We start from the raw sequence: 25,824 nt of genomic DNA, 5'->3' as shown, positions 1-25,824 counted from the left end.
TTTTACATATAACATCATCTGATCGATGTTGTTTCTCGATTATTAGAGGGTATTCGCCTGTTTATCTTAATGTTACGAGGCAGTGTATTTCTATAATGATTTTGCAAGAATCATCGGTAAAGGTGCAGAAACCCCTTGTACTGCCCGTTACGATACCTAACACCATCCCAACCAACAGCATCAATCACATAGTAGTACACCCCGGTGGGTGCATCTCCTTTGGTACCATCAATTTTACCATTCCATCCCTCCCACTCCTTTGGGTCGCCAACATAGCGATACACCTGCCTCCCGCTACGGCTTAGGATAACAATTTTAAAGGACTTTAGCGAACGTAAATCGTCTTCGGAAATTTTAAAATGAGAGTACATACCGCCTGGAGTGAACACGTTGGGAATGTTCTGGATGAAGGATGTGTCTACCTCAACGGTTTTAGTCAACGTATCTCTACAAATTAAGTTACTAGTTTTTTTAACCGAGGTGTGCTCAATATTGTAAAACCCTGGAATTAACCTTTTCTTTTCGGGGTACGACTCAACCCTTTGGTCGAACAGGGAGCTATCGCGCCAAATGAGGCTGTCGCCACCCTTTGCTATTCGTAGCTTATCGTTATGAATTCGCCAGTACAACGAATCGGAGTTAAGCGAAAGGCTCTTGAGCTCCATCTCAAGCAATGCCTCACCCGAAGGTACGTCACCACTTTCTGCACCACCAAAGCTCTGCGTGTCGTTATCCCAAAACCTAATTTCAAAATCTGCCTTGGTCGATACCGCTTCAACGTCATCGGTTGCCACTTCTACTGCTCCTCTACCAAAAGGGTTTTGCAGTGTAAAGCGATATGCCGAAGAGAAAAGCGGACCATGAAACCTCCCGCTTATTTGGTTCTCATACTCAATGTATATAAATGGGAGAGAATAAATCTTGTCGTTTACAGCCACATCGGAAGAGGTAGACTCGAATTGATGATTAGCAAAGTATCCTTGGGTGCCCAACGCATTACGCTCCTGGTGGGTTTCCAGAGATAGATCGTTGTAAGCAAACAGGGAGTTAACATCAAAAAAATTGGGCATCGTGTTAAGGACTAACTCTAAACCTGTGCACGTATTACGCACAACGTTTAAGCCCAATACCTCCACATCATCTATCATTACCCAGGCGGTATACACTTCTGTACTATCGTCCTCAATACGAACAACCTCTACCCTATACCCACCTCTACCTAAATTGGTGGTAACAGAATCGGAAAGGCCTTCCATTAACCTAAATCTATCTTGATATGAGTACTGCTGATCGTACTTATACCAAGTGTAAGTTGCTGCAGAAGAATCGGAAAATTGAGCCCTTAAAGCAGGGCTATTCTGGCTAAAGAATACAAAAATGGAATCCTGATCAACAGGCCCAACATAGTTAGTTGCTGAAGCCCAATCTCTATCAGGAGCAAACATTTGTGCATTAACATCAACAACTGTAACAACAAGGAATAGTGTTAAAAATATGGAGGATAAATTCCTAGGCATGGGCTATAAGTTAGGTAAATATATCGACTACAATATTAGTATTTTTTGAGGAAACCATATTTCACTCATCATAAAAAGAAACGAAAACCCCTCCATGCTATTGCCTAGCTAACTAGTTTAGCCATACAAGCATCTAGGAGTTTTGTATTAATCATCAGCTAAGTACATCGGAATAAAAAAATTGTTTTCAAAAAACTATATCAACAGCAACAATACTTATTGAAAATGGCCAAGTTTTTGATTGAACACGGTGGAGATTATCATTTTTTTGTCTATGTTTAACATCCCTAATACGTTGGGAGATAAAAGCCAACAAAAACAAAGCAACTATTTAGTTATGAAAACCATACGACACGCACTTCCTTTTGCAATTCTTTTAGTTGCCAGTGTAACGATGGCTCAAAACTTTACAATTGGTGAGGTTGCTAAGGACATTGTACTAAGCACCCCCGAAGGCAAAGAGGTTAAACTATCTGACCTAAGAGGGCAAATGGTTCTTGTCGATTTTTGGGCATCATGGTGTGCTCCCTGCCGTAGGGAAAATCCTCATATTGTAGCCGCTTACCATGAATACAAGGATACAGAGTTTGAAAACGGGAATGGGTTCACTGTGCTGAGCGTTTCACTCGACACCAATCGCGATTCATGGCTTAAAGCCATTGCCGACGATAAACTTGAGTGGCCAACCAACGTGAGCGACTTAAAAGGGTGGCGCAGCACACCCGCCAAAGACTATGGTGTGCGGATGATTCCGGCCAGCTTCCTTGTTGACGGAGACGGCGTAATTATTGAAGTTAACCTCCGAGGCGATAAGCTTGATGCTACGCTTAAAAAATTAAAATCGAGCTGGTTCAGGAGTTTATGGAGATAAACTGGCATCGATAAGTAAGATTAAAATAGAAACGCTAACATCTTTTACCCAATGAAGATCTCAAAAGTTTTGAAGAAAACAGGGAAAGTACTACTTATCTCAATCATCTCAATACTACTACTGGTTATTACACTAGTGGTTATTGCCCTACACTCCGAGAACACCATTACTCGGCTGGCGCTTAAAGAGGTTAGCAAGATGATTGACGCTCCTGTAAAGGTAGACAACGTATCGTTACTACTCTTCCGAAAGTTCCCTTATGCTACCGTTGAGTTTGATGGGTTCAGGCTGGGAACACACCGTGCATCCCCTGCCGACACAACCAACCTAGAGTTTGGCGACACGTTGGTAAGCCTGAACAAGCTATTTGTTTCGCTAAAAACCAAACCCTTGCTAAAGAGCAAGGTGGAAATTGAGAGCATTGAAATTGAAGGATTTTCATTCAAATATTTTGTCGATTCTACAGGGGTTTCCAATATCGATTTTTTGATGGCAACCGAATCGGACACCACAATTGTTGAAGAGCCAATCAGCGATACCACAGCAACAGCGCTCGATGTATTGCTTAGCAATCTCACCATTCGCAATGTCAACATACAGTACACCGATTTGCAGATGAAAGCAGCGGCAACAATTCAAATTCCAGATCTTGAAATCTCGGGCCGCATACTTAACGATCACTACGCAGGTAAGGTTAAGGGGATGGTTTACGTAACCGACACCAAGTTCGACGGTTATAACCTGCACCTGATGGAGAAAACTTCGCTGGGATTCAACCTCGATTACGACGACGGCCGCCTAAACCTCGAATCGCTTTCGCTGATAACCGATGGTGCCCGCTTTAATGCTAGCGGACTGGCCACCCTTGGCGATTCAATTTTTGTTGATATGACCCTTGCGCTCAACGATGTTAACCTTAAGGAGCTGAGCAAGTACGCCACAGCAGAGATGCTTCAGGAATTTGGGGTTGTTGAAGTAGATGGACAAATACAACTCGATGCCAAGCTGAATGGATACGTTTACGACACGTTACTCCTCCCCCAGGTTATAGCCAACATGTCGATGAAGAGAGGATTTGTAAAAACCACTGACTACCCCGAAATTAAACATATCTCGTTCGACGGGTCGGTAACAGCTATCGATCCTAACGATTTTTCAACCATAAGCGCACAGTTTAAAGATATGCGTGTAGCCACTCAAAGCAGCTATATCGACATGGCGTTTAGTGCATCGAACCTCGACAAACCTAGCTACAACGTAAAAACTAGCGGTCACGTTAATTTCGATGAGTTTAGTAGCTTTATCCCCGATAGCACTGTTGAGTACCTAACAGGAACACTGGCTTTCAATTTTGCCACCAGAGGTGTACTACCTGACGATCTTGGGATGGAGAGCGCCGACTACTTCCTGGAGCGCACCAGCCTAGACATTAAGGTGAAAAACCTTTCCACAGCCCTCGATTCCATTGATGAGGTGAAGAATCTTAATGTTAGCTTTGCCTACAGGCCCAACAAGCACATCAGCATTAAAGACCTTTCGCTTGAAGCGCCAGGCTACGGAGTTGCTTTGCAAAACTCATCGCTTTCGGGAACAATACTAGGGTATGTGCGCGATATGGATAATATGGGGATGGATCTTGACGCCTACTATATTCAAATGGGTAACAATATTATCGAAGGGAAGACTTACGTTAAGGGGCTCGAGAACGTAACCTTTAAAACCGATACCCGCGCTAGTATCGATTTAGATGAGCTACGCCCGTTTATCCCCGACTCGTTAGTTGAAGATATATCGGGTAAAATCAAAATGAGCCTTATATCGTATGGCACGGTCCATCTCGACTCAATAGAGGAGCAAATAATGCCCATTGCCTTTGAGCAGAGCAAGCTATCGGCACAGGTGCGCGATTTCAACTTCGAGATGTTCGACGACACCCTGGTTCGTATCAATAATTTTATGCTCGACTTTGCCATGGCCGACGACACCATTCGGGTTGACAATCTTTACGGCGAAGCCCATGGCATAGAGTTCTGGATGGACTCTACCGAGGTTTGGAATGCCTACAAAGCCTTCCTGCTTGAGCAAAAAGACCAAACCCTAATTGTGCAAACACACATAAAGCTGGGCGATTTGGATTACGCTCCGTTTGCCTACCTTGTTGAAACCGACTCCACTCAAACTGAGGTTCCCGAGGCATCGGCGCAGCAAAGCATAGGTAATGCTCAGGTGGCAAGGGCCGATGGAGAAAGAGTAAGACGAGAAGAAAACGCGGAACCTACTACCGAAGAGGAGCCAATGTTTATTCCACCATACATAGTTAGAGGAAGCATTGCGGTTAATAGCGTGAAGTACGAGAATATTGAGATGAAAAACCTGTCTACCCTATTTAGGGTTGATGAGTACCTCTACGTAATCGACAAGTTTAAGTTCGACGCCTTTGGGGGCAGCATGGTAACCTCGGCAGTTTACGATACCCGAATCGATAGCCTAACCAGCATCTTCTTTAAGAACGAAATATTTGGTATGGATATCCACCAGCTGCTGGTTGATGGCGAAAACTTTGGACAGGAAGATTTTACCCACGAGAACATCAGCGGTAAGCTAACCAGCTCGGTGGATGGCCGCATACAGATGCAGGATACCACCATACTTTACGACAAGATTAACCTGAGGGGTAACTTTAAACTTGAGGATGGTGGCATATATAACTTTGAGCCCGCCATGGAGCTAGCCAAATTCACCAACCTACGCGAGCTCGACAACATAGTTTTCCGAACCCTCGAAAGCAGCATCTTTATCTACAACAACAATGTGTACTTTCCAAAAACAGACATTGTTAGCACTGCTGTAGATATCTCTGCAATGGGAATGCAAAGCTTTGGAGAGGACTACCAGTATCACCTCACCCTGTTCTTAAGCGATGTGCTCCTAGGTAAATCGGACAGGCTGCTTAAGCAGCAGGGAATGGAGCAGGATGGCTTTAGTAGCGAAGATGACTCAAACCGTAGAGGGCTTCACCTGGTTTCGCTCAAGCGCGATGGCAACACTAAACACGGATTCGACAACAAGAGGCTGCAGCGAACCATGAGTACAACCATTAGGGTTAACGAAAGAGGTTTGAGCCTAATATTTAACCCAAGGTTGGTAAGCTACAATACCAATATTGATAGAGGTGAAAGAAACAGGGAAAGTGCAGATGAGCAGGACAAGTAGCAAATGGAATTACATAATTGCCATTAGCATTTCGGCTATATTACTGGTTCTTATTGGACATAGAATTTACAGCTATCGTTCTTACAAAGAAATGGTTTCAATAGGAAGTAGCGTTCTCGAAAGCCGACCTTTGGATATCGTTTTTGGCGATCACAACGCAAACCTTGCAATTTATATGTACTCAAGCTACAGCTGCACCTACTGTACCCTATTCTTCACCGAAGTATTTCCCCTCATAAAAAAGAAATATATTGATGGTGGGAAAGTGAAACTTATAATGCGATTAACAGTAAAATCTAGCAACACTGATGTTCAAGATGCTATGAAGACAGCCGTTTGTGTTAACAGATATGGAAACTACGAATATCTTCACCAGCTTTTACTCGCCGACAGCAAGGTAGTTGCAACGCACGAGTTCAGAGATATGGTAAACGAGTTCATCGATCGAGATATATTTGTAGCCGAATGCATACTTGGCGGAGAGGCCGAGGAATACCTTAACCAGAATTTGACTGACTATAGCGCTTTAAACCTAAAGGGAACACCAACATTCATAGTTGGAAACAGAATATACACTGGTTTTCAGGATTTCGAAAAATTCGATAAGATTATCGCAACAAATCTAAATAAGTAATATTCACCTAACTAAACTTTTACATTATGAAAAAGAAAATCTTCTTTCTACCGTTAATCCTGGCCGGAATTTTTGGCATCGTTCTTTGGAGCTGTGACCCAATCGGCGAGGAAGAGGATCTCTGTCTGGCCTTCGAACTACCCGACGAGTTCCTTACTTGCGAAGAACCTACCATCTGCTGCCCAATGGATGATGGCGACTGCTACATCATTAATCCCGACGGCGACAATTACTACTGTGACAAAGACCTAGCAACTGATAACGACAAGGATGGTTGTAGTGATGCTGAGGATCGCTACATAAACGAAAAGTGCACAACCAAGATGTCGCCAGAGCAAACTAAGGAGATGAAAAAGCTCCTTGGCTCCTACATTAAAGAAGTAATGGCCAAAGCTAGAATTAATTCCGTTTGCTAAGCAACCCTAAGAATCATCAATGCCCTACCGAAGCCATCCACAAGGATGGCTTCGCTGCTTACAAAAAGTTATCCACAATCACCCTATCCCCTTTCCTAATTAACCATATGAGAGTAACTTTGCATCCAAATATCACCAAAAAAGAGATTTACAAGCTGTGCAATACTTAAACGAACTTAGCGAAGTACAACGCGAAGCCGTGACCACATACAACGGCCCTGCGCTCATAATTGCTGGGGCAGGATCGGGAAAAACCCGCGTGCTAACCTACCGAATTGCTCACCTGCTAAAGCAGGGAGTTGCTCCATGGAGCATTTTGGCTCTTACATTTACCAACAAGGCTGCCCGCGAGATGAAGGATAGGATTGCCCATGTTGTTGGCGAGAGCACCGCCAAGCAGCTGTGGATGGGCACTTTCCACTCCATGTTTATGCGTATCCTCAGGGCCGAGGCCGACAAGCTGGGGTATGCAAAATCATTCACCATATACGACACGGCCGACTCCAAAAGCCTAATATCATCAATAATAAAGGAGTTGAAACTCGACACCCAAACATATAAGGTGAATGAGGTCCTCGGGCGCATATCTTCGGCAAAAAATAACCTAATCACCCCACAAGCCTACGCTGCCAATACGCAGCTGGTTGCTTACGACAGGCAAGCCCGAAAGCCCGAAATAGCAAAGATTTATGCTATTTACGCCCAGCGATGCTTCAAGGCTTCGGCTATGGACTTCGACGATCTTCTGCTGAACACCAATGTGCTTTTCCGCGATTTCCCTGATATACTGGCAAAGTATCAAGGAAAGTTCAAGTACATTCTGGTTGATGAGTACCAAGACACCAACTACAGCCAGTATCTGATTGTGAAAAAGTTAGCCGCAAGCCACAAGAATGTTTGCGTGGTGGGCGACGACGCCCAGAGCATTTACTCGTTCCGGGGAGCAAAAATTGAGAACATCCTCAACTTCCGTAACGATTACCCCGAGTATAAGCTTTTTAAGCTGGAGCAGAACTACCGCTCAACCCAAACCATAGTAAACGCTGCCAACAGCGTTATCGCAAAGAACAAGCGACAGCTCCAAAAGGCCTCGTTCTCGGCCAACGATGAGGGCGATAAGATTAAAATCATAAAAGCTTATACCGATCAGGAGGAGAGCTTCATGGTTGCCTCTTCCATATCGGAGCTAATCCAACGCGATCATATCGATTTCAAAGATATTGCCATTCTATACAGAACCAATGCCCAGTCGAGGCTTTTTGAGGAGTCGCTTCGAAAAAGGAATATTCCATACAGGGTGTATGGCAGCTTATCGTTTTACCAACGTAAGGAGATAAAGGACACCATTGCTTACTTTAGGCTAACAGTAAACCCCAACGATGACGAAGCGCTGAAGCGTGTTATAAACTTTCCCACACGGGGCATTGGAGCAACCACAATGGAGCGCCTTGAGGGTGCTGCCAACGAGAACAACCAGAGCATTTGGGTAACCATCGAGAAGCTAAACGAGCACAATCCTGGGCTTAAGCCTGCCGCGGCAAGTAAGGTTATGCAATTCTACAACCTAATTAAGCAAATGGGAACCATTGCCTACACCGCCGAAGCCTACGAGGCCGCTCAAACCATTGTGATGAATGCTGGGCTTATGAAGGAGTTTAAGGCCGATGGTTCCATCGAAGGCATTACCCGCCTTCAAAACATAGAGGAGCTGCTCAACAGTATCAAAGAGTTTAGCGATGCTCAAAAGGAAGAGGGTGTAGCAGAGGTAACCACCCTGGCCGATTACCTCGAAAACGTTTCGCTTCTAACCGATGCCGACACCGATAAGCCTGAAGACAGGAACAGGGTCTCAATAATGACCATTCACTCAGCCAAAGGATTGGAATTCGATTACGTATTCCTGGCAGGAATTGAGGAAGAGCTATTCCCTTCGAAGATGTCAACCGGTTCGATGGAGGAGCTGGAGGAAGAGCGTAGGCTATTCTACGTAGCACTCACACGGGCAGCTAAGCTGGCAACCATATCGCATGCTCAGGTACGCTACAAGTGGGGCAACCTAACCTCGAGCATTCCAAGTCGGTTTATTGCCGAGATCGATCCTAATTTTGTTGACTCGCCCGACGACACTAATGAGCAGGGGTTCAAGGATTCAACGTTTGGGTACGGGAATAATTCCAGCCCAACCATCCGGAATAACCCATCAACATTCTCAAGGGGAACCCACGGGCAGGCTGCACAATCCCCAAAGCGGAGATTAACAAGCATAAACGAGTCAACCTCAAAACCAGCCTCAGCCACGTCTAGTAACGGTAGCACGCCCTACATTAACCCTGATGATATTGAAATTGGCATGGGCGTACTGCATGACAGGTTTGGGCCAGGCAAGGTGACTAACATTGAGGGCGAGGGACAAAATCGCAAGGCAACCGTTGAATTTAGAGCTGCCGGAGTTAAGAACCTACTGCTTAAATTTGCAAAGCTAAGAAAGCCCTAAGGCTAGCTCTGGCTTAATACCAAAAGTTTGATGACAGCCAAACTTTACAATACAATGCAGATTGCTATATTTGCAGTCTATAAATAAGAAAATTAAGAACAGAATAATATGTCGAAAATTTTGGTTATTGATGATGAGCGTGCCATACGCAACTCGCTGAAAGAAATTCTGGAGTTCGAAAAACACGAAGTAGAAGTTGCCGAAGATGGCGAAACCGGCCTAGAAATATTCCAAAAGGGAGGTTTCGACGTGGTGCTTTGCGATATCAAAATGCCACAGATGGACGGCATAGAAGTACTTGACAAGATGCAGGAACTTGCAACCGAAACACCAGTGATAATGATTTCGGGGCACGGAAATATCGACACTGCTGTTGAGGCCATAAAAAAGGGAGCTTTCGATTTTATAGAGAAACCACTTGACCTCAACCGCATACTAATAACCATTAGAAACGCCACCGATAAAACCACTCTGATAAAAGAGACCAAGGTACTAAAGAAGAAAGTATCAAAAACATACGATATAGTTGGCAATTCGGCTTCAATTGAAAAGGTAAAAGAGATTATTGACCGCGTTGCACCCACCGATGCTCGCGTTCTAATCACTGGCTCCAACGGGACAGGGAAAGAGCTTGTAGCCCGATGGCTTCATGAAAAGAGCAGCAGAGCCGACATGCCCTTTGTTGAGGTTAACTGCGCAGCTATTCCTAGCGAGCTAATTGAGAGCGAGCTATTTGGCCATGAGAAAGGTGCCTTCACATCGGCAATTAAACAACGGAAAGGAAAATTTGAGCAGGCCGATGGTGGCACGCTGTTCCTAGATGAGATTGGAGACATGAGCCTTAGCGCCCAGGCAAAGGTGCTACGGGCACTCCAGGAGAACAAAATAACCCGCGTGGGTAGCGATAAGGATATTAACGTAAACGTTAGAATAATTGCCGCTACCAACAAAAACTTACAGAAAGAGATTGATGCAGGAAACTTTCGCGAAGACCTTTTCCATAGGCTTAGCGTAATCATTATTCAAGTCCCTTCTCTTAGCGAGCGACTGGATGATATCCCGATGCTGGCAGAGCACTTCATCGACCTTATATGCGAGGAGTATGGAATGCCACCTAAGAAGATAACCAAGGATGCGGTTTCGACACTCCAAAACTTCACATGGACCGGGAATGTGCGTGAGTTCAGGAATGTTATTGAGCGGCTAATAATACTGTGCGAAAAGGAGATCACTGCTAACGATGTTGAATCGTTCGCACAACCGATCATCAAATAGAAGCAAGGGGTTAGTTCTTAAAAAAGAAGCATGCCTTTGATTTCACAGGCTTTTCATTCGATTGCTCCTCAACTAGCTTTATGTCTATCTGATCAACAAATATATCGGACAGACTAAGGAACGGCGAAACCCGCTGAGCATATATCCTACCAGAGAAGTACACCACCTGCTTATAAAAGTAGTTTGGATGATCAGTCATATACTTATCACCAATAAAGCTTAGTATGGTTTTGGCATCTCTCATTTTCAGATGAACTTCACTCCTAAATTAACCACAAGATAGTTAAAAAAACACTTTTTTCAACATCCAAGGCAACTTTTTTTCTTATTAATCTATCCGAAACCGACCATCACCCTATACTGCTGCGCCATACAGTCAAGCATCAGCCTATGCACATCAAGCTATTAAAGCGATGGCGATTAAAAGGAATTCATCTATGTGCAGTGGTTAACTATCGACGCCTAGGGATGGTGGCGAAGCAAAAAAGGGAACATCAATTTTACATGATGTTCCCTTTTGGGTGGAAGACCGGGCTCGAACCGGCGACCTTCGGAACCACAATCCGACGCTCTAACCTACTGAGCTACATCCACCGTTTTGCGGATGCAAATTTAGAAATAAAAAGTTTACACAACAATACCCACGGTAAAGTTTTTTCAAGTAAATTGTTTCAACAAAAAATACTATCAACTTTTAGCCTTATATCCACATAAAATAATGAGTAAACCCACTAACTTTGCATTATCAATAACCAACTCAACCTTTACCTATGGAACTACAAGGACAAGTGTGGGAAATTATATCCAAAGTTAAGGTGTATGCCAATGGCCCTAGCTCAACCAGCCTTGGGGCATGGGGAATTGACTACAAGGTGAACTACGGAGTCTCGATTGCTGAACTCAAAGAAATATCCGAAGACTACAAGGGCAAACATGAGCTGGCACTTAAGCTATACGAGCAGGATGTAAGGGAATGTATGATTATAGCCTCACTAATTGACGACCCTACTCAGGTAAACGGGGAACAAATTGATGCTTGGGCCCAAAAATTCACCAACGCCGAAATTGTTGAGCAGGTATGTTCGAACCTTCTTTGGAAAACCGACTGCGCCCTATCGCGAAGCATAGAGTGGTGCTTGAGCAACGATGAGCTGCTGCAAAAGGCTGGGCTAATAATTGCTGCACGAAGCGCCAGTAATACTCACATAAAGGATGTTGTATTTGAACCCTACCTTGATATAATTGATGGCCTAGACGACAGGTCTATTGCAAACAACAAGAGCAATATCGAATTTGCATTACGCCAAATAGCCCTGAGAAACGACAACTTCAAGAACAGGGTTGTTGAATATGCCAAGGAGTTGGCAAGCGCCGATGATGAGCATAGAGCGTGGATAGGCAATCAGCTATTATTCGACTTTGACGAAGCATAGCGACTACAACATCGTCTCCATCTGTGAAATTCTTGACAAGCGCTCAAAGGAATAGGTATTGCTATGCTCGTTGATAAAGTTTAGCAGGGTGAGTACCTTTTTGGCCAAACGAGCCTTCCCCTGATCATTATCCAAACTTACAACCCTATGGTATAGCAACTCCGATAGCATTGTGGCTCGGGCTTGCAATTCGCGCGGGGACCCCTGCCCCAGCGCAGTCAAAATATCGTGATCTTCAATATTGCTGTAAAACTCGATACTATTACCTAGGAATTTTTCGCACAAACCACTCAACTCCAACTCAAAAACTTCATCCTTTGATGTATCGATGTTGTTGATCAACTTTTGAAGCATATCGAAGAACTGCTTCAAAATCCGCATTATGTAATCCCGTTCAATCATACACGTTTTTTTAATCGGCTCAATTTAACCATATTTAACCCCGCAAACTGTCATACACAATAGCAATGGTATAGGAATTGATAATTTTGGAACGAATTTAACAAATAATCTTCTAGAAATGATAAGATCATCAAACCCCGCTCTTAGCGAGCAAATATTTGCAAAAGAAAGAGCCTCCACCACATCGGAGGTAATGACATTTGAAGGAACCAAGTACAAAACCCTAGCCATGCTTGCGCTTGTTGTGCTTGGAGCCGTTTACACCTGGCGATTAGCAGCCATAGGCTCAACCTCTGTTATGACATGGATGATGGTTGGTGGGATTGGAGGCTTTATTACGGCAATTGTTACCGCGTTCTCGCCTCGTAGTGCTCACATTACCGCCCCCATCTATTCTGTTTTGCAGGGATTGCTACTGGGTGGACTGTCTGCGTTCATGGCTGCCCAGTACGGATTAGGAATTATTACACAAGCCGTTGGGCTAACCTTCGCCACGTTCTTCCTAATGCTATTGCTTTACCGTAGCGGGACCATTGAGGTTACAGCCAAGTTCAGGATGGGTGTATTTGCAGCAACCGGTGCAGTTGCCCTGATGTACTTCATCTCATTCATTATGGGTATGTTTGGAGTAAGCATGGGGTATATTCATGATGGTGGAACCTTTAGCATTATCATTAGCCTTGTGGTAATTGGAATTGCTGCGCTAAACCTAACCCTCGACTTCGATTTTATAGACAAGGGAGTTGCTCAAGGAGCCCCGAAGCATATGGAGTGGTATGGTGCCTTTGGACTAATGGTAACCCTAATATGGCTTTACGTTGAGTTCCTCCGATTGCTATCAAAATTTGCACGCAGGAATTAGTAAACACAAAGGTTTTGCTTGGCACTAAAAATTCTTTTCAAAAAACACGATGGTTATTTTGTTATTATCGTTTGAGTTAATAACTTTGCAGGCCTAAATTTTAGCTGGTAAAGAGTTTTTTAAAAGATAAATCTACTTTAAAATGAAAAAGGACATTCATCCAAAGAATTATCGACTGGTGGCGTTCAAGGACATGTCGAACGAGCATGTTTTCATCACCAAATCGACTGTGAACACAAGAGAGACCATCGAGGTGGATGGCGTAGAGTACCCACTAGTAAAGGTTGAGATCTCGAACACTTCTCACCCATTCTACACCGGTAAGATGAAGCTGGTTGACACCGCTGGTCGCGTTGACAAGTTCATGACTAAGTACAAGAAGCATCTTGACAAGAAAAGCAACTAGCTATTGTACTTCAGCTAAGTAGTTACAACATTATTAAGTGCCAATAGAAGGAGCAACCAAAGGTTGTTCCTTTTTTATTTGTATTTTTGGAGTACAATCAAGCCATCTCGCTTGACATAATCTACAAATTGAACTACAATGAACAAACCAGTTATCCTTTTTGATGATGATCGCAGGGAGAATCTGCTACCCCTTACATTTACCAGGCCTGTTGCAATGCTCAGGGTGGGTATACTAACCATTGCCGAGAAATGGGAAAAGCTGCTTGGTGCTCAATGCCACTTCCACACCCCCGAGTATCTAAGTAAAAAATTTCCACTACCCCAATCAAATGGTGAGTATCTTTTCATCAACGGAGGCATTTTGCCAACCAAATCATTGTTAAGCGAGATATTGTCCCTAAAATCGGGCGAAGCAATTTTTGACAAAACCAGCTTAATTGCTGCCATTTTGCCAGCATCGCCCCAAGGCAAATCATATCTGGATAAAAAAAACTATTCGACTATAAAAAATACAGATTGCACTTACCTTGAGGTGAGAAATCCTTGGGATATCTTTAGGCTTAACGGAGAGGCAATTGAGGCCGACTACGAATTGATAACGGCTGGGCGCAAATCCTTACCAATCTCTAACAGTAACAAGGCAATAAATCCAGAGAGGATATTTATTGAAGAGGGTGCAGTTGTGGAGTGCAGCGTGTTAAACGCCAGCAGCGGCCCTATTTACATTGGCAAAGGAGCCGAGGTTATGGAGGGCTCATTGGTTAGAGGCCCCTTTGCTCTTTGCGAGCACTCCGCATTAAAACTTGGTGCGAAAATTTACGGGCCAACCACCATTGGACCACACTCAAAGGTGGGAGGCGAGGTTAACAACTGCGTTATCTTCGGATTCTCAAACAAAGCTCACGACGGGTTTATCGGGAACTCGGTGATAGGCGAATGGTGCAACCTGGGAGCCGACACCAACACATCGAACCTAAAGAACAACTACGCCAGCGTAAAGCTTTGGAACTATCCTAAGGGGGGGTTTGTAGACACAGGGCTTCAGTTCTGCGGTCTAATTATGGGCGATCACAGCAAGTGTGGAATCAACACCATGTTCAACACGGGCACGGTGGTTGGCGTTAGCGCCAATATTTTTGGCGACGGGTTCCCTCGCAACTTCATCCCCAGCTACTCATGGGGTGGAGCCCAAGGATTCTCAACTTACAAAACAACGAAGGCGTTCGAGACTGCCAGGATTGTCATGGGCAGAAGAGGGCTAGAGCTATCGCAGGTTGATGCGGATATACTTACGCATATATTCGAGGAAACAGCTCGTTACAGGCACTAGCCAAACTTAACCAGCATTTGTATCATCAGCAACGATTTGGCAAGTGGCTTCAACCACAAGCGACAATAGAAGTCGACCATAAAAATGGCACACCGATTGCGTACCTATAATCCCACATGATGGGCAGGGAGTATTGCGCCATTATGTCACGTAAACTGAATCAATATCATAACAAATAGTATGAGCAAAAATTTTGAAATTAAAATAGGAACGCCCCTACTTTCCGACTCCTTTGATCAAGACTCTGAGTTCATTCCATTATTCACGGAGGACAATGGTGATTTTGATGTGAAAGATATGCCCAAAACCCTTCCTGTACTTGCGCTACGCAACACAGTGCTTTTCCCGGGAGTGGTTCTGCCCATTACCGTTGGCAGAGAGAAATCGGTGAAGCTGGTTAAAAATCTAACTCAGAAAACAAAGTTTTTGGGAGCCGTGTCGCAAATGGATGCCAAGATTGAGGATCCCGAGGTGAAGGATCTTTTTGATATGGGAACCATTGCGCGTGTTCTTAAAGTGCTTGAAATGCCCGATGGTAGCACCTCCGTTATCTTGCAGGGACTACATCGCTTTCAGGTGTTGGAGTATATCTCTACCGATCCGTACTTCATTGCTTCAATACAAACGCTAACCGACGAGCCAACCAACGAGAAGGATAAGGAGTTTGAAGCGCTAATAAGCTCCATCAAAGATTTTGCAATTAAGATAATAAACCTGTCGCCCAACATGCCACAGGAGGCATCCTTTGCCATTAAGAATATCGACAACTACTACTTTCTTATCAACTTCATCTGCTCTAACATTGAGCTGCCAGCTCCCGATAAGCAGAAATTGCTAGAGCAAAACGACTTAAAAAGCCGCAGCACCCTGCTGCTTGAGCTAATGGGCAGGGAACTTCAACTGCTTGAGATAAAGAACGATATACAATCGAAGGTTAAGCTCGACATGAGCCAGCAGCAGCGCGAGTATTTTCTTCATCAGCAGATGAAAACCATACAGGATGAGCTGGGAGGAAGCCCCAACGAGAAGGAAATTGAAGCCATGCAAAAGCAGGCCGAAACCAAGAAGTGGAGCAAAGAGGTGGCCGAGGTATTCACACGTGAGCTAAGCAAGCTAAGCAACATGAACCCCATGGCGCCCGACTACTCGATGCAGCTTAACTACGTTCAACTCATGCTCGATTTGCCTTGGAACGAATACACAGTGGATAACTTCGACCTAAAAAGGGCAAAGAAGGTGCTGGATGAGGATCACTTCGGATTGGAGCAGGTAAAGGAACGAATTCTTGAGCACCTTGCCGTGCTTAAGCTCAAAGGCGATATGAAGGCACCTATTATATGCCTTTATGGCCCTCCGGGCGTTGGTAAAACCTCCCTGGGTAAGTCGGTTGCCCGCGCACTCGACCGTAAGTACGCACGCATATCGCTTGGTGGATTGCACGATGAGGCAGAGATTAGAGGCCACCGGAAAACCTATATCGGAGCCATGCCGGGCCGGATAATCCACAACCTGAAAAAGGTAAAATCATCAAATCCCGTATTTATCCTCGATGAGATTGATAAGATTGGGAAGGATTTCCATGGCGATCCAGCATCGGCACTACTTGAGGTGCTCGACCCAGAGCAAAACAACGCATTCCACGACAACTACCTAGATGTTGACTTTGACCTTTCGAAGGTGCTCTTTATAACCACGGCCAACAACATTGGCAGCATAAACCCTGCCCTACGTGACCGTATGGAGATGATTGAAATGAGCGGCTACATCATGGAGGAGAAGGTTGAGATTGCCAAACAACATCTTATACCCGATCAGCTAGAGAACCATGGAATTACCAAGAAGCAGCTCACCATACCCAGCAAAACACTGCAAGAGGTTATTCAGGGGTATACCCGCGAAAGCGGGGTGCGTTCGCTTAACCAGCGCATAGCCAAAATTGTACGTAACGCAGCCAAAAGCATTGCGTTTGGAGAGGAGTACAGCAAATCTGTTACCCTAGCTGACCTGAAGAAAGTTCTTGGGGCACCAAAGTATTTAAAAGATTTGTATCAAGGTAACGACCTAGCCGGTGTAGCCACAGGGTTAGCATGGACAAGCGTTGGAGGTGAAATCCTGTTTATTGAGACCAGCCTTAGCAAGGGCAAAGGCAAGCTAACCATAACGGGGAACCTAGGCGACGTGATGAAGGAATCGGCGGTAATTGCGCTGCAGTACATCAAATCAAACTCGCAACGTTTTGGTCTAACCCCTGATGTTTTCGACAGCTGGGATGTGCACCTGCACGTACCAGAGGGAGCCATTCCAAAGGACGGCCCTTCGGCAGGTATTACCATGATCACCTCCTTGGCATCGGCATTTACCCAGCGGAAAATTCGGAAAAGCATTGCCATGACCGGCGAGATAACCCTTCGGGGCAAGCTGCTACCCGTGGGAGGAATTAAAGAAAAGATACTGGCCGCCAAAAGGGCAAGCATTACCGAGATAATCCTCTCGAAGGAGAACGAGAAGGACGTTGCTGAGATTAAAGACATCTACATTAAAGGGCTTAGTTTTAAATATTTCGACAACATTGGCGATGTGCTGGAATACGTTTTACTGCAGCAAAAGGTGAAGAACGCACTGCAAATAATACCAGAAAAGCAAAATACTTAGCTGACGGCCAAAGCTCCTCAAACCAACAATTGCAAAAAGATACTACCTTTGCCTTTACTCAACATTTAAATTTTAATGCTATGGATAAAGTAGCTGTATTTCCTGGCACGTTCGATCCATTTACAGTAGGCCATGAGGCGCTGGTTAAAAGAGCCTTGAAACTATTCGACAGGGTGGTAATTGCCGTTGGCAAAAACCTGTCGAAAAAAACTTTGTTTGATATCGACCAGCGATTGGCTATGGTGAATGACGTTTTTGCTGGCGAGCCAAGGGTTGAGATTGTTAGCTACGAGGGCCTTACCGTTGACTTCTGCCATAGCATTGGTGCACACTATTTGCTTAGAGGCCTTAGAACCGCGGCTGACTTTGAGTACGAGAGAGCCATTGGACAAGTAAACAAGGCCATGCGACCCGACATTGAAACCATTTTCTTGCTCACCGCCCCAGAGCATACACCAGTAAACTCAACCATAGTTAGAGATATTTTGGTGAACAAGGGTGATGCCTCAAAATTTTTACCTAGTGCCATTAACATAAACAAGTACCTTTCTCGTTAACCATATGTAACAATAATTGAATACGCATGGTGTTTCTCAAAAAGACCCTTCAGCTTATCACAATCTTCTTGCTGGCTCCATTAGCCCTAGCAGCCCAGGTAACCCTCTCGGGCAACGCACCTAGCTACGCTGGTGAAGAGCTTGTATTCTTTAAGTATGCCGATTACGTTACACAAACCGAAGAGGTTGTTGCTCGCTGCAATGTTGATGAGAAGGGAAACTTTAAATGCGACCTAAAGGTTGATGAGATTACATACGTATTCAATCATCTTGGGATTTATCGAATTTACCTGTTTGTAGAACCGCAAAAAAACTACCAACTCGTACTGCCAGAGCATGAACCCAAAACCGAACAGCAAAGGTTAAACCCCTACTTTAGAGAGGTTGATTTGCACGTTGGAATAGCCAACATGAAGCCAAACGACCTGAATTATCTTATTAGCACCTTCGACCTTCAATTCAACCAGCATTTCGATGACATTGTAAAGGATGCATACTCAGGCAATCCAACCATGCCTATCGATTCGCTTACAGCTAAGATGGAGGGGTTGTTTAGCCCGTTCAACAATCCGTTTTTCGACAGCTACCGAAATTACCGGTACGGCTTGCTGAGCCAAATTGCGCTAATGCAGCAATCGCGCAGCATATCGAGCAACTACTTCGAAAACAAGCCCATACTTTACAACAACCCGGCCTACATGGAGCTGTTCAACCTACTATTCGATAAGTACTTTCTGTTTTTTGCACACTCGGATTCCGGCACCTCGGATATAGATAGAGCTACCAACAGGCGCAGCTATTCCCAGCTCAAGAGAACCCTGGCGCAGGACGATGTGCTGGCCAACGATACCCTTCTGGAACTTGTTATCCTTAAAGGTTTGCATGATGGCTTTTTCGATGATAGGTTCTCGCGCGGAGCCCTACTTGCCATTCTCGATTCGCTCTACAGCCAGTCCCTTATTCCCGAACATTTGCTAATTGCCGAGAATATCAGATCGAAGGTTACTCGATTACTGCCAGGCTTTGTTCCCGCCCCGTTTGAACTGTACACCATTGACGAAAAACTAGTAAAGCTGAACGACTTTGAGGGCAAGTATGTTTACCTCAACTTTTGCTCAACCACCAGCTACACCTGCTTACAGGAGTTCCCTCTGCTTGAAACAATTTACGAGAAGTACAAGAAGCACCTGGAGATAGTGACCATAGCTGTGGACCAGGAGATAGGCGACCTAGAACTCTTCTTAGGTCAAACCAACTACGAGTGGACATTCCTGCACTATGGTAACAAGCCCGATATTGTTAGAGATTTTGACATAAGAGCCTTCCCTACCTACTTCTTAATTGGCCCCGACAGGCGACTTATAACCTCCCCCGCACCATCGCCCAAGGAAAATTTTGAGCAGCAGTTTTTCAACATGCTACGCTCCAGGGGAAAGTTGTAAGCCTAAAGTATCTTCTCGAACACCTCTTTTATTGAGCCATAGGTGTTCATAAGGTACTCGCTAGCCATCGATGGTTTTATCCACACAACCTCGGTAATGCCTTCTTCCTGCTGAGGAATAGTTTCGCCATCTGCGTTGTACTCCATTTCGTACCAGTAGGTATGCTTCAAAATATCTTTACCCTCTATTCTGTAGGTATGATAAGTGATGGTAATGAGGCTCCCCAGCTGTAAGGGAGAAATGCCGCACTCCTCCTCCACCTCGCGGAGTGCTGTTTGCTCGGGTTGCTCCCCTGGATCGATTTTTCCTTTTGGCAGATCCCAAACACCATTTCGCTTGATCATAAGGATGGAGCCATCGGGTTTCTGAACAACGCCACCAGCAGCCCCAATAGGAAAAAAAGACTTGGAGAGAGTGTCAAAGGTTGCATCTGCATCATCGGTTATGATGTATAGCTCGCTTAGCCTTGAGGTTTGGAAAAAAACGAGTATTTTTGCCACATCATCGGAGCTGGAGCACTTAATAAAAAGCCCATTGTGACTCACAAAGTGGCTGCGAAAGTCCGACATGATAACAATCTTACGAAAATCAAAATAAACTGAATAATCTTTGGCCATGGACAACAGAGTAATTTCAAAACTAGTCGAAATTAACGCAATAAAATTGAATCCAGCAAACCCATTTACATGGGCATCGGGATGGCTATCGCCAATCTACTGCGACAACCGAAAGGTTCTTTCGTATCCCGAGGCACGGAAGGTTGTTTGCCAAAAATTTGCTGAAATCATAAGGGAAAACTTTAAGGATGTTGAGGTAATAGCTGGAGTGGCCACGGGGGCCATTGCCCACGGTATTCTGGTTGCCGAGGCACTTGACCTACCCTTTGTTTACGTTCGCTCGGCTCCCAAAAAGCATGGGCTCGAGAATCTGATTGAAGGCGATTTGAAACCCAACCAGAAGGTTGTGGTGGTTGAGGATTTGGTGTCAACAGGGCTAAGCAGCCTTAAGGCTGTTGATGCGCTTCGCGAGGCGAAAGCCAATGTCCTGGGGATGACCGCCATATTCACCTACGGTTTTGATACGGCCAAGCAGAACTTTGAACGGTACAACCTACCACTTTTTACGCTTGCAAACTACCATGAACTTATGGACTATGCGCTAAGCATCAGCATGGTGGAGCAATCGCAACTTGAGGTACTTAGGAGCTGGCGCGAGAACCCCAGTGAGTGGGGAAAGTAATAAATAACATAGTAAGCTGAATTCGCCGTACAATTATCAACAATAATTAGCAGCAAACAATGACCACTGTTGAAAGCAAAATAGTAAGCATTAAAAGAATTGACGAGGATATCTACAAAATACTTTCAAACTTTCAAAACTTCTCTCCCATGGCGCAACAAGCACAGCTGGAAAACTGGCAAGCCGGTGAGGACTGGTGCGAGTTTGATGCACAGGGAATAAAGGGTGCAGGGTTAAGGATTATCGACAAGGAGCCCTACAAAACCATTAAGATTACGGGTAACGATAAGATCCCCTTCGAGTTCTTTATTTGGATTCAGCTAAAAATGGTGGCACCATACGATACCCGCTTGAAGATAACCGTTAAGGCCAAGCTGAACATGATGCTTAAGATGATGGTGGGGAAAAAGTTGCAATCGGGGATGGATGCTCTAGCCGATCAAATGGCTGCTGCTTTCAACGGTCAGATGTAACTATATAACGAAGGATACCTCTTTAAATGCAAACTCCTTACGCTCTCCCGATTCGGTTTCGAGGACCAGCTCACCAGTATCTCGCACACCAATAATCCTGGCCCGAAAGGTTTGCCCACTTGCATTGTAGTTGCTGTAGCCATCGCTTCTGAATAGCTTATCGAAGTAGCTATGCGAAATCTCACCAACAGAATCGAGCTGTAATGCATCATAGTGCTTCTGGAAAATTTGGCAAAACTCCTGAAGCAACGATTGCAGTTGATACTTCTTACCACTTTCGACAGCTAAGGAGGTTGGATTTGGCAGGTCGTCGGAGAATTCTGTTTGGTTTATATTGATTCCAATCCCCACGATGGTCGTATCGAGATACTCGGAGTGGAAACTATTCTCAATAAGCACCCCCGATATCTTACTACTATTCACATAGATGTCGTTGGGCCATTTTATTGACAACCCGTTGGTGTAGTTCGATAAGAATTCGACAATGGCCAATGCGGTAATTTTAGATATTAAAAACTGCTTGTGCACAAGCAGAAACGAGGGCTTAAGCACAATGCTAAATAGTAAGTTTTCTCCCGCCTTACTCTCCCACTGATTGCCACGCTGCCCCCTGCCCTGGGTTTGGTTAGTAGTGGCCACAACAACACCGTGCGCACAGTCATCGCTAACATACTTCTCGGCATACAGGTTGGTGGAATCAACCTTATGGAGCCAAACTATCTCATTGCCTATTCGCTGAACACTCATATCCAATTAAATTATAAGTTGTAAAAGTAAGGCTTTAGGACAAAATTGCCATACATTCACCCATGCTCTTTTATTAATTAAACAAAAGGAGTCACCATATCTGATTAAAAACCAGTAACCATCGGATTTATAAATTAAGTTAACACCGAAGAGACACCTTTGCTTTTACCCCAAAATATTTTACCTTTGCCGTTTAACAATTAAACACTTATACACATTAAATGGCCAAGAGAAACAAACAGAATACCGACAAGCTACACAGCTGCATTATTGATGCAATAAACGAGAAGAAAGGAAACGAGCTAATTAGCCTTGAACTTGGCAGCTTACCCAATGCCATATGCCAGCACTTCATCATTTGCCATGCCGACTCCACCACGCAGGTTGCTGCCATTGCAGAAAACATTGAGGAGAGGGTGCAAAAGGAATTGAATGAAAAAGCATGGCAAAAAGGCGGATACGACAACAGCATTTGGGTGGTACTCGATTATGTAGATATTGTTGTTCACATTTTCCAAACCGAATGGCGCCAGTTCTACAAGCTCGAAGACTTATGGGCCGATGCCAAAAGAACAAACTTTGACTAATTATTGGCAAGTACCAGTATAATGCTAAACATTTAGGCATAACAACCGTTTACCTCCTTTGGTATACTTAGCGTATTAAAACAATATGGAAGAGAATAAAAAGAACCCTCAACAAGAGGAGAAAAAACAAGAGAATAAAGATCCAAAGAAACCAAATACCCCCAAGGGAGGAGGAGGTCAGATTAACCTTGGAGGAAAAAAGTTTAATGTTTACTGGATATACATCCTCATTATTTTAGGAATACTGGGGCTTCAATTCTTTTACGGCAGCAAAAACCCCGTAGAAACAACTTGGAACGAAGTTCAGTTCAAGATGCTTAATGAGGGTGATATCAACAAGTTGGTGGTAATTCGAAACCAAGGCAAAGTTGAGGTATACCTACACTCACGTAGTTTAAGCAAATACCCTGGCAAATTGGGCGAGAATGCCCAGAACGTGAACCCAACTGGGCCACACTTCTTCTTCACTATTGGATCCATCGACACATTTGAACGGCAGCTCGAAGAAGCGCAGGAAGGGGTTGCAAACTCCGAACGCATTTCGCCAACCTACGAGGATAGACATAACTACTTTGGCGAGGCAATTACTTGGCTGCTTCCCATCATCATTCTGGTGGGTGTTTGGCTATTCATTTTCCGCAGGATGAGCCAAGGCGGAGGCCCTGGTGGAGGGGCTGGGAATATATTCAGCGTGGGTAAATCGAAGGCACAGCTATTCGACAAGGAGTCGAACATAAAAATTGACTTTAAGGATGTGGCGGGACTTGAGGAAGCCAAGGTTGAAATAATGGAGATTGTAGACTTTTTGAAGAGCCCAGCAAAATACACTAACCTAGGGGGTAAGATCCCAAAAGGCGTGCTACTTGTAGGCCCTCCCGGCACAGGCAAAACCTTACTGGCCAAAGCCGTTGCTGGCGAAGCCAATGTGCCATTCTTCAGCATGTCGGGTTCCGACTTTGTTGAGATGTTTGTTGGCGTGGGTGCTTCGAGGGTACGCGACCTATTTAAGCAGGCCAAAGATAAAGCCCCGTGTATCGTATTTATCGATGAGATTGATGCCATAGGTAGGGCAAGGGGTAAGAACGCCAACTTCTCATCGAACGATGAGCGCGAGAACACCCTTAACCAGCTGCTTACCGAGATGGATGGTTTTGGCTCTAACCAAGGGGTTATTATCCTTGCGGCCACCAACCGGGCCGATATTCTGGATCGCGCCCTAATGCGCGCTGGTCGTTTCGACAGGCAGATTCACGTTGAGCTACCCGATTACAAGGAGCGCCAAGAGATTTTTAAGGTGCACACGAAACCTTTGAAGTTGGAAGAAAAGTTCAACATCGACTTCCTAGCCAAGCAAACACCTGGGTTTTCGGGTGCCGATATTGCCAACGTATGTAACGAGGCGGCGCTTATTGCTGCACGTATGAACAAGAAGGCTGTTGAGAAGCAAGATTTCCTTGATGCTATCGATAGGATTATTGGTGGACTTGAGAAAAAGAACAAGATAATATCGATGGAAGAGAAGCGCACCATTGCGTTCCATGAATCGGGCCACGCTACGGTTAGCTGGCTGCTCGAGCATGCCAACCCGCTGCTTAAGGTTACCATTATCCCAAGGGGCAAAGCCCTTGGTGCTGCGTGGTACCTGCCTGAAGAGCGCCAGCTCACCACCACGGAGCAGCTTCTCGACGAAATGAGCTCAGCTCTGGGAGGCAGGGCTGCCGAGGAACTAATCTTTGGAAAAATATCAACAGGGGCTCTAAACGACTTGGAGAAGGTTACCAAGCAGGCATACGCCATGGTAGCCTACTTTGGGATGAGCAAGGGAATCAAAAATATCAGTTTTTACGACTCGTCGGGACAGAACGAGTTCTCATTTGGCAAACCATACAGCGAAAAGACTGCCGAACTAATCGACAAGGAGGTAAATGAAATTATAGAACAGGCATACCTTAGAGCCAAAGACACCCTTGAGAAGAACAAGGATGGGCTTACAAAACTAGCCGAGTTGCTTCTTGAGCGTGAAGTAATCTTTAGCGAGGATCTGGAGAACATTTTTGGCCCCCGCAAATCGCACACCCGCTCCGAGGAGCTTGTAAAAGATATTGAGGAGGAGGAAAAGAAGAAGGAGGACAATGTAGATAAAGCAGAGAACAAAGCATAAGCTAAAGCTTAACTAAACCCAAACCTATGGACGACAAGAACTGGGTATCAGTACATAGAAGCGGCTCTCCAATAGAGGCAGAGATAGTAAAACAAATGCTTGAGACCAATGGTATTGAAGCCGTTTTACTAAACCAGCATGACTCATCGTACCAAACCTTTGGCTCGGCTGAGGTTTACGTACCAAAGGAGAGCGAACAAATTGCCCTTAAACTAATTGAAGACGTTGAACTTTGAGCTCATTCCTAAAAAGAACCATTAGCGGAGCCCTATTCATCGTCCTTATAATTGGAGGGATAATACTAGGGCGCTTTAGCTTTTTCATTGTTTTCTTTGTGCTGATGGAACTCACGTTGCTTGAGTTCTTCCGCATAACCTTTAAGGCACGGGTTAAGCCTCAGTACCTCTACGGAATGGTGCTTGGGGGCTTAATATTTATTATGAATCACCTGTTTGCCATAGGAATGCTTGGGCATTACATCTTTCTTGGGATTATTCCGCTAATACTAAGCATTTTCCTAATTGAACTATACAGAAATCACCAAAAGCCAATACACAACATTGCCTTTACACTGCTAGGCATTATTTACGTGGCAATACCATTCTCGCTGCTCAACTACTTTGCCCTTAGCTACTCATCATATCATATTGGGTATAAAACTCATATCCTGCTGGGATACTTCATTATGCTTTGGGCCAACGATTCGGGAGCTTATGTTGTGGGGCTCAGCATTGGAAAGAACAGGCTGTTTCCACGCATATCGCCAAAAAAATCGTGGGAAGGGCTGGTAGGTGGACTATTCTTTACCGTACTGGCTTCATGGATTCTATCGCTAGTTTTCATTGAGTTATCGTTCTTTCATTGGGCAGTTATTGGTCTAATAACTGCAACAACAGGCATTTTTGGCGATTTGGTGGAGTCGATGTTTAAACGTAGCGTAGGGGTAAAAGACTCTGGTAAAATTATGCCAGGGCATGGAGGGCTGCTCGACAGGTTCGACTGTGTACTGATTTCGGCACCCATTGTATTTGTTTACCTTGAGATAATGATGCTTATTTAGCATAACCTAATATATTTAAATAGTTCAACCATTTTTTCAATTAACAGTATA

At 44.6% G+C, this 25,824-nt stretch carries 24 protein-coding genes and 1 tRNA gene; 19 read left to right on the top strand and 6 right to left on the bottom strand.

What is annotated here, in order from left to right; genetic code table 11:
• Positions 1 to 110: 110 nt before the first annotated feature.
• Positions 111 to 1,517, bottom strand: coding sequence for a T9SS type B sorting domain-containing protein (locus G8O23_RS06330; RefSeq protein ID WP_166362917.1), 1,407 nt, complete (start codon positions 1,515 to 1,517; stop codon positions 111 to 113).
• 337 nt (positions 1,518 to 1,854) lie between these two features.
• On the opposite strand from G8O23_RS06330, the gene G8O23_RS06325 reads away from it, so the two are divergent.
• The 6 genes from G8O23_RS06325 to G8O23_RS06300 all read left to right on the top strand — a co-directional run bounded on the left by G8O23_RS06325 (position 1,855) and on the right by G8O23_RS06300 (position 10,420).
• Entirely contained in the window at positions 1,855 to 2,388 is a 534-nt protein-coding gene (locus G8O23_RS06325) for a peroxiredoxin family protein (RefSeq protein ID WP_235942257.1), read from the top strand.
• A 51-nt stretch (positions 2,389 to 2,439) separates the two neighbouring features.
• On the top strand, positions 2,440 to 5,601 hold the full coding sequence (locus G8O23_RS06320) for an AsmA family protein (protein ID WP_166362914.1): 3,162 nt from the start codon (positions 2,440 to 2,442) through the stop codon (positions 5,599 to 5,601).
• Entirely contained in the window at positions 5,585 to 6,235 is a 651-nt protein-coding gene (locus tag G8O23_RS06315) for a DsbA family protein (RefSeq protein WP_166362913.1), read from the top strand. Before G8O23_RS06320 ends, G8O23_RS06315 begins: the two co-directional genes overlap by 17 nt.
• Before the next feature lie 26 nt (positions 6,236 to 6,261).
• Complete coding sequence (locus G8O23_RS06310; RefSeq protein WP_166362912.1) at positions 6,262 to 6,651, top strand: hypothetical protein; 390 nt, start codon at positions 6,262 to 6,264, stop codon at positions 6,649 to 6,651.
• A 157-nt stretch (positions 6,652 to 6,808) separates the two neighbouring features.
• On the top strand, positions 6,809 to 9,145 hold the full coding sequence (locus G8O23_RS06305) for an ATP-dependent helicase (protein WP_166362911.1): 2,337 nt from the start codon (positions 6,809 to 6,811) through the stop codon (positions 9,143 to 9,145).
• 108 nt (positions 9,146 to 9,253) lie between these two features.
• A complete protein-coding gene (locus G8O23_RS06300) occupies positions 9,254 to 10,420 on the top strand; it encodes a sigma-54-dependent transcriptional regulator (protein ID WP_166362910.1) in 1,167 nt (388 codons plus the stop codon).
• A 10-nt stretch (positions 10,421 to 10,430) separates the two neighbouring features.
• Here G8O23_RS06300 and G8O23_RS06295 read toward each other — a convergent pair whose 3' ends face one another.
• Positions 10,431 to 10,664, bottom strand: a complete 234-nt coding sequence (locus G8O23_RS06295) for a hypothetical protein (RefSeq protein WP_166362909.1) — start codon at positions 10,662 to 10,664, stop codon at positions 10,431 to 10,433.
• A 275-nt stretch (positions 10,665 to 10,939) separates the two neighbouring features.
• Positions 10,940 to 11,015, bottom strand: a tRNA-His gene (locus G8O23_RS06290).
• A gap of 175 nt (positions 11,016 to 11,190) precedes the next feature.
• Here G8O23_RS06290 and G8O23_RS06285 point away from each other — a divergent pair.
• Positions 11,191 to 11,853 (top strand): DNA alkylation repair protein, encoded by a 663-nt coding sequence (locus G8O23_RS06285; protein ID WP_166362908.1) that lies wholly within the window; start codon positions 11,191 to 11,193, stop codon positions 11,851 to 11,853.
• A 3-nt stretch (positions 11,854 to 11,856) separates the two neighbouring features.
• Here the strand turns inward: G8O23_RS06285 and G8O23_RS06280 are convergent, their stop codons facing one another.
• Complete coding sequence (locus G8O23_RS06280; RefSeq protein WP_166362907.1) at positions 11,857 to 12,255, bottom strand: hypothetical protein; 399 nt, start codon at positions 12,253 to 12,255, stop codon at positions 11,857 to 11,859.
• 118 nt (positions 12,256 to 12,373) lie between these two features.
• Between G8O23_RS06280 and G8O23_RS06275 the strand changes: the two genes are divergently transcribed.
• The 6 genes from G8O23_RS06275 to G8O23_RS06250 all read left to right on the top strand — a co-directional run bounded on the left by G8O23_RS06275 (position 12,374) and on the right by G8O23_RS06250 (position 19,506).
• Positions 12,374 to 13,117 carry a Bax inhibitor-1/YccA family protein gene (locus tag G8O23_RS06275; RefSeq protein WP_166362906.1) on the top strand — a complete coding sequence of 248 codons (744 nt, stop codon included), beginning with the start codon at positions 12,374 to 12,376 and terminating at the stop codon, positions 13,115 to 13,117.
• 142 nt (positions 13,118 to 13,259) lie between these two features.
• Positions 13,260 to 13,523 carry a type B 50S ribosomal protein L31 gene (locus G8O23_RS06270; protein ID WP_166362905.1) on the top strand — a complete coding sequence of 88 codons (264 nt, stop codon included), beginning with the start codon at positions 13,260 to 13,262 and terminating at the stop codon, positions 13,521 to 13,523.
• Between the two features lie 138 nt (positions 13,524 to 13,661).
• Positions 13,662 to 14,855, top strand: a complete 1,194-nt coding sequence (locus tag G8O23_RS06265) for a GlmU family protein (protein ID WP_166362904.1) — start codon at positions 13,662 to 13,664, stop codon at positions 14,853 to 14,855.
• A 180-nt stretch (positions 14,856 to 15,035) separates the two neighbouring features.
• Positions 15,036 to 17,507 (top strand): endopeptidase La, encoded by a 2,472-nt coding sequence (lon, locus tag G8O23_RS06260; RefSeq protein WP_166362903.1) that lies wholly within the window; start codon positions 15,036 to 15,038, stop codon positions 17,505 to 17,507.
• A gap of 80 nt (positions 17,508 to 17,587) precedes the next feature.
• Positions 17,588 to 18,064: a pantetheine-phosphate adenylyltransferase gene (gene coaD, locus G8O23_RS06255; RefSeq protein ID WP_166362901.1), complete on the top strand. Its 477-nt coding sequence runs from the start codon at positions 17,588 to 17,590 to the stop codon at positions 18,062 to 18,064.
• 26 nt (positions 18,065 to 18,090) lie between these two features.
• Positions 18,091 to 19,506, top strand: coding sequence for a TlpA family protein disulfide reductase (locus G8O23_RS06250; RefSeq protein WP_166362899.1), 1,416 nt, complete (start codon positions 18,091 to 18,093; stop codon positions 19,504 to 19,506).
• 2 nt (positions 19,507 to 19,508) lie between these two features.
• On the opposite strand, the gene G8O23_RS06245 is transcribed toward G8O23_RS06250, so the two are convergent.
• Positions 19,509 to 20,075 (bottom strand): NUDIX hydrolase, encoded by a 567-nt coding sequence (locus G8O23_RS06245; RefSeq protein ID WP_166362897.1) that lies wholly within the window; start codon positions 20,073 to 20,075, stop codon positions 19,509 to 19,511.
• A gap of 46 nt (positions 20,076 to 20,121) precedes the next feature.
• Here G8O23_RS06245 and pyrE point away from each other — a divergent pair, with 46 nt between their 5' ends.
• Together pyrE and G8O23_RS06235 are read left to right on the top strand one after the other, a co-directional pair.
• Complete coding sequence (gene pyrE / locus G8O23_RS06240; RefSeq protein ID WP_166362895.1) at positions 20,122 to 20,745, top strand: orotate phosphoribosyltransferase; 624 nt, start codon at positions 20,122 to 20,124, stop codon at positions 20,743 to 20,745.
• A gap of 59 nt (positions 20,746 to 20,804) precedes the next feature.
• Complete coding sequence (locus G8O23_RS06235; protein ID WP_166362893.1) at positions 20,805 to 21,218, top strand: polyketide cyclase; 414 nt, start codon at positions 20,805 to 20,807, stop codon at positions 21,216 to 21,218.
• Here the strand turns inward: G8O23_RS06235 and G8O23_RS06230 are convergent, their stop codons facing one another.
• Complete coding sequence (locus tag G8O23_RS06230; protein WP_166362891.1) at positions 21,219 to 21,965, bottom strand: biotin--[acetyl-CoA-carboxylase] ligase; 747 nt, start codon at positions 21,963 to 21,965, stop codon at positions 21,219 to 21,221.
• A 221-nt stretch (positions 21,966 to 22,186) separates the two neighbouring features.
• Between G8O23_RS06230 and rsfS the strand changes: the two genes are divergently transcribed.
• The 4 genes from rsfS to G8O23_RS06210 all read left to right on the top strand — a co-directional run bounded on the left by rsfS (position 22,187) and on the right by G8O23_RS06210 (position 25,773).
• A complete protein-coding gene (gene rsfS, locus G8O23_RS06225; RefSeq protein ID WP_166362889.1) occupies positions 22,187 to 22,552 on the top strand; it encodes a ribosome silencing factor in 366 nt (121 codons plus the stop codon).
• Positions 22,553 to 22,637: 85 nt separating this feature from the next.
• Positions 22,638 to 24,713, top strand: a complete 2,076-nt coding sequence (ftsH, locus tag G8O23_RS06220; protein ID WP_166362887.1) for an ATP-dependent zinc metalloprotease FtsH — start codon at positions 22,638 to 22,640, stop codon at positions 24,711 to 24,713.
• A 26-nt stretch (positions 24,714 to 24,739) separates the two neighbouring features.
• The gene (locus tag G8O23_RS06215) at positions 24,740 to 24,949 is read left to right on the top strand and encodes a putative signal transducing protein (protein ID WP_166362885.1); all 210 of its coding nucleotides are present in this window, start codon (positions 24,740 to 24,742) and stop codon (positions 24,947 to 24,949) included.
• On the top strand, positions 24,946 to 25,773 hold the full coding sequence (locus G8O23_RS06210) for a phosphatidate cytidylyltransferase (protein ID WP_166362883.1): 828 nt from the start codon (positions 24,946 to 24,948) through the stop codon (positions 25,771 to 25,773). The genes G8O23_RS06215 and G8O23_RS06210 overlap by 4 nt, the downstream gene beginning before the upstream one ends.
• The last annotated feature ends 51 nt before the right edge of the window (positions 25,774 to 25,824 follow it).

The organism is Perlabentimonas gracilis, from assembly GCF_011174675.1.
Lineage (GTDB): Bacteria > Bacteroidota > Bacteroidia > Bacteroidales > Tenuifilaceae > Perlabentimonas > Perlabentimonas gracilis.
Note: the sequence above shows the minus strand (reverse complement) of the source record. Positions and strands in the feature narration are given on the sequence as shown.

What these genes read in the sequence shown, in the direction of transcription:
- G8O23_RS06330 (WP_166362917.1), bottom strand. Translation starts at nt 1,517, where the DNA reads ATGCCTAGGAATTTATCCTCCATATTTTTAACACTATTCCTTGTTGTT.
- G8O23_RS06325 (WP_235942257.1), top strand. Translation starts at nt 1,855, where the DNA reads ATGAAAACCATACGACACGCACTTCCTTTTGCAATTCTTTTAGTTGCC.
- G8O23_RS06320 (WP_166362914.1), top strand. Translation starts at nt 2,440, where the DNA reads ATGAAGATCTCAAAAGTTTTGAAGAAAACAGGGAAAGTACTACTTATC.
- G8O23_RS06315 (WP_166362913.1), top strand. Translation starts at nt 5,585, where the DNA reads ATGAGCAGGACAAGTAGCAAATGGAATTACATAATTGCCATTAGCATT.
- G8O23_RS06310 (WP_166362912.1), top strand. Translation starts at nt 6,262, where the DNA reads ATGAAAAAGAAAATCTTCTTTCTACCGTTAATCCTGGCCGGAATTTTT.
- G8O23_RS06300 (WP_166362910.1), top strand. Translation starts at nt 9,254, where the DNA reads ATGTCGAAAATTTTGGTTATTGATGATGAGCGTGCCATACGCAACTCG.
- G8O23_RS06295 (WP_166362909.1), bottom strand. Translation starts at nt 10,664, where the DNA reads ATGAGAGATGCCAAAACCATACTAAGCTTTATTGGTGATAAGTATATG.
- G8O23_RS06285 (WP_166362908.1), top strand. Translation starts at nt 11,191, where the DNA reads ATGGAACTACAAGGACAAGTGTGGGAAATTATATCCAAAGTTAAGGTG.
- G8O23_RS06280 (WP_166362907.1), bottom strand. Translation starts at nt 12,255, where the DNA reads ATGATTGAACGGGATTACATAATGCGGATTTTGAAGCAGTTCTTCGAT.
- G8O23_RS06275 (WP_166362906.1), top strand. Translation starts at nt 12,374, where the DNA reads ATGATAAGATCATCAAACCCCGCTCTTAGCGAGCAAATATTTGCAAAA.
- G8O23_RS06270 (WP_166362905.1), top strand. Translation starts at nt 13,260, where the DNA reads ATGAAAAAGGACATTCATCCAAAGAATTATCGACTGGTGGCGTTCAAG.
- G8O23_RS06265 (WP_166362904.1), top strand. Translation starts at nt 13,662, where the DNA reads ATGAACAAACCAGTTATCCTTTTTGATGATGATCGCAGGGAGAATCTG.
- lon (WP_166362903.1), top strand. Translation starts at nt 15,036, where the DNA reads ATGAGCAAAAATTTTGAAATTAAAATAGGAACGCCCCTACTTTCCGAC.
- coaD (WP_166362901.1), top strand. Translation starts at nt 17,588, where the DNA reads ATGGATAAAGTAGCTGTATTTCCTGGCACGTTCGATCCATTTACAGTA.
- G8O23_RS06250 (WP_166362899.1), top strand. Translation starts at nt 18,091, where the DNA reads ATGGTGTTTCTCAAAAAGACCCTTCAGCTTATCACAATCTTCTTGCTG.
- G8O23_RS06245 (WP_166362897.1), bottom strand. Translation starts at nt 20,075, where the DNA reads ATGTCGGACTTTCGCAGCCACTTTGTGAGTCACAATGGGCTTTTTATT.
- pyrE (WP_166362895.1), top strand. Translation starts at nt 20,122, where the DNA reads ATGGACAACAGAGTAATTTCAAAACTAGTCGAAATTAACGCAATAAAA.
- G8O23_RS06235 (WP_166362893.1), top strand. Translation starts at nt 20,805, where the DNA reads ATGACCACTGTTGAAAGCAAAATAGTAAGCATTAAAAGAATTGACGAG.
- G8O23_RS06230 (WP_166362891.1), bottom strand. Translation starts at nt 21,965, where the DNA reads ATGAGTGTTCAGCGAATAGGCAATGAGATAGTTTGGCTCCATAAGGTT.
- rsfS (WP_166362889.1), top strand. Translation starts at nt 22,187, where the DNA reads ATGGCCAAGAGAAACAAACAGAATACCGACAAGCTACACAGCTGCATT.
- ftsH (WP_166362887.1), top strand. Translation starts at nt 22,638, where the DNA reads ATGGAAGAGAATAAAAAGAACCCTCAACAAGAGGAGAAAAAACAAGAG.
- G8O23_RS06215 (WP_166362885.1), top strand. Translation starts at nt 24,740, where the DNA reads ATGGACGACAAGAACTGGGTATCAGTACATAGAAGCGGCTCTCCAATA.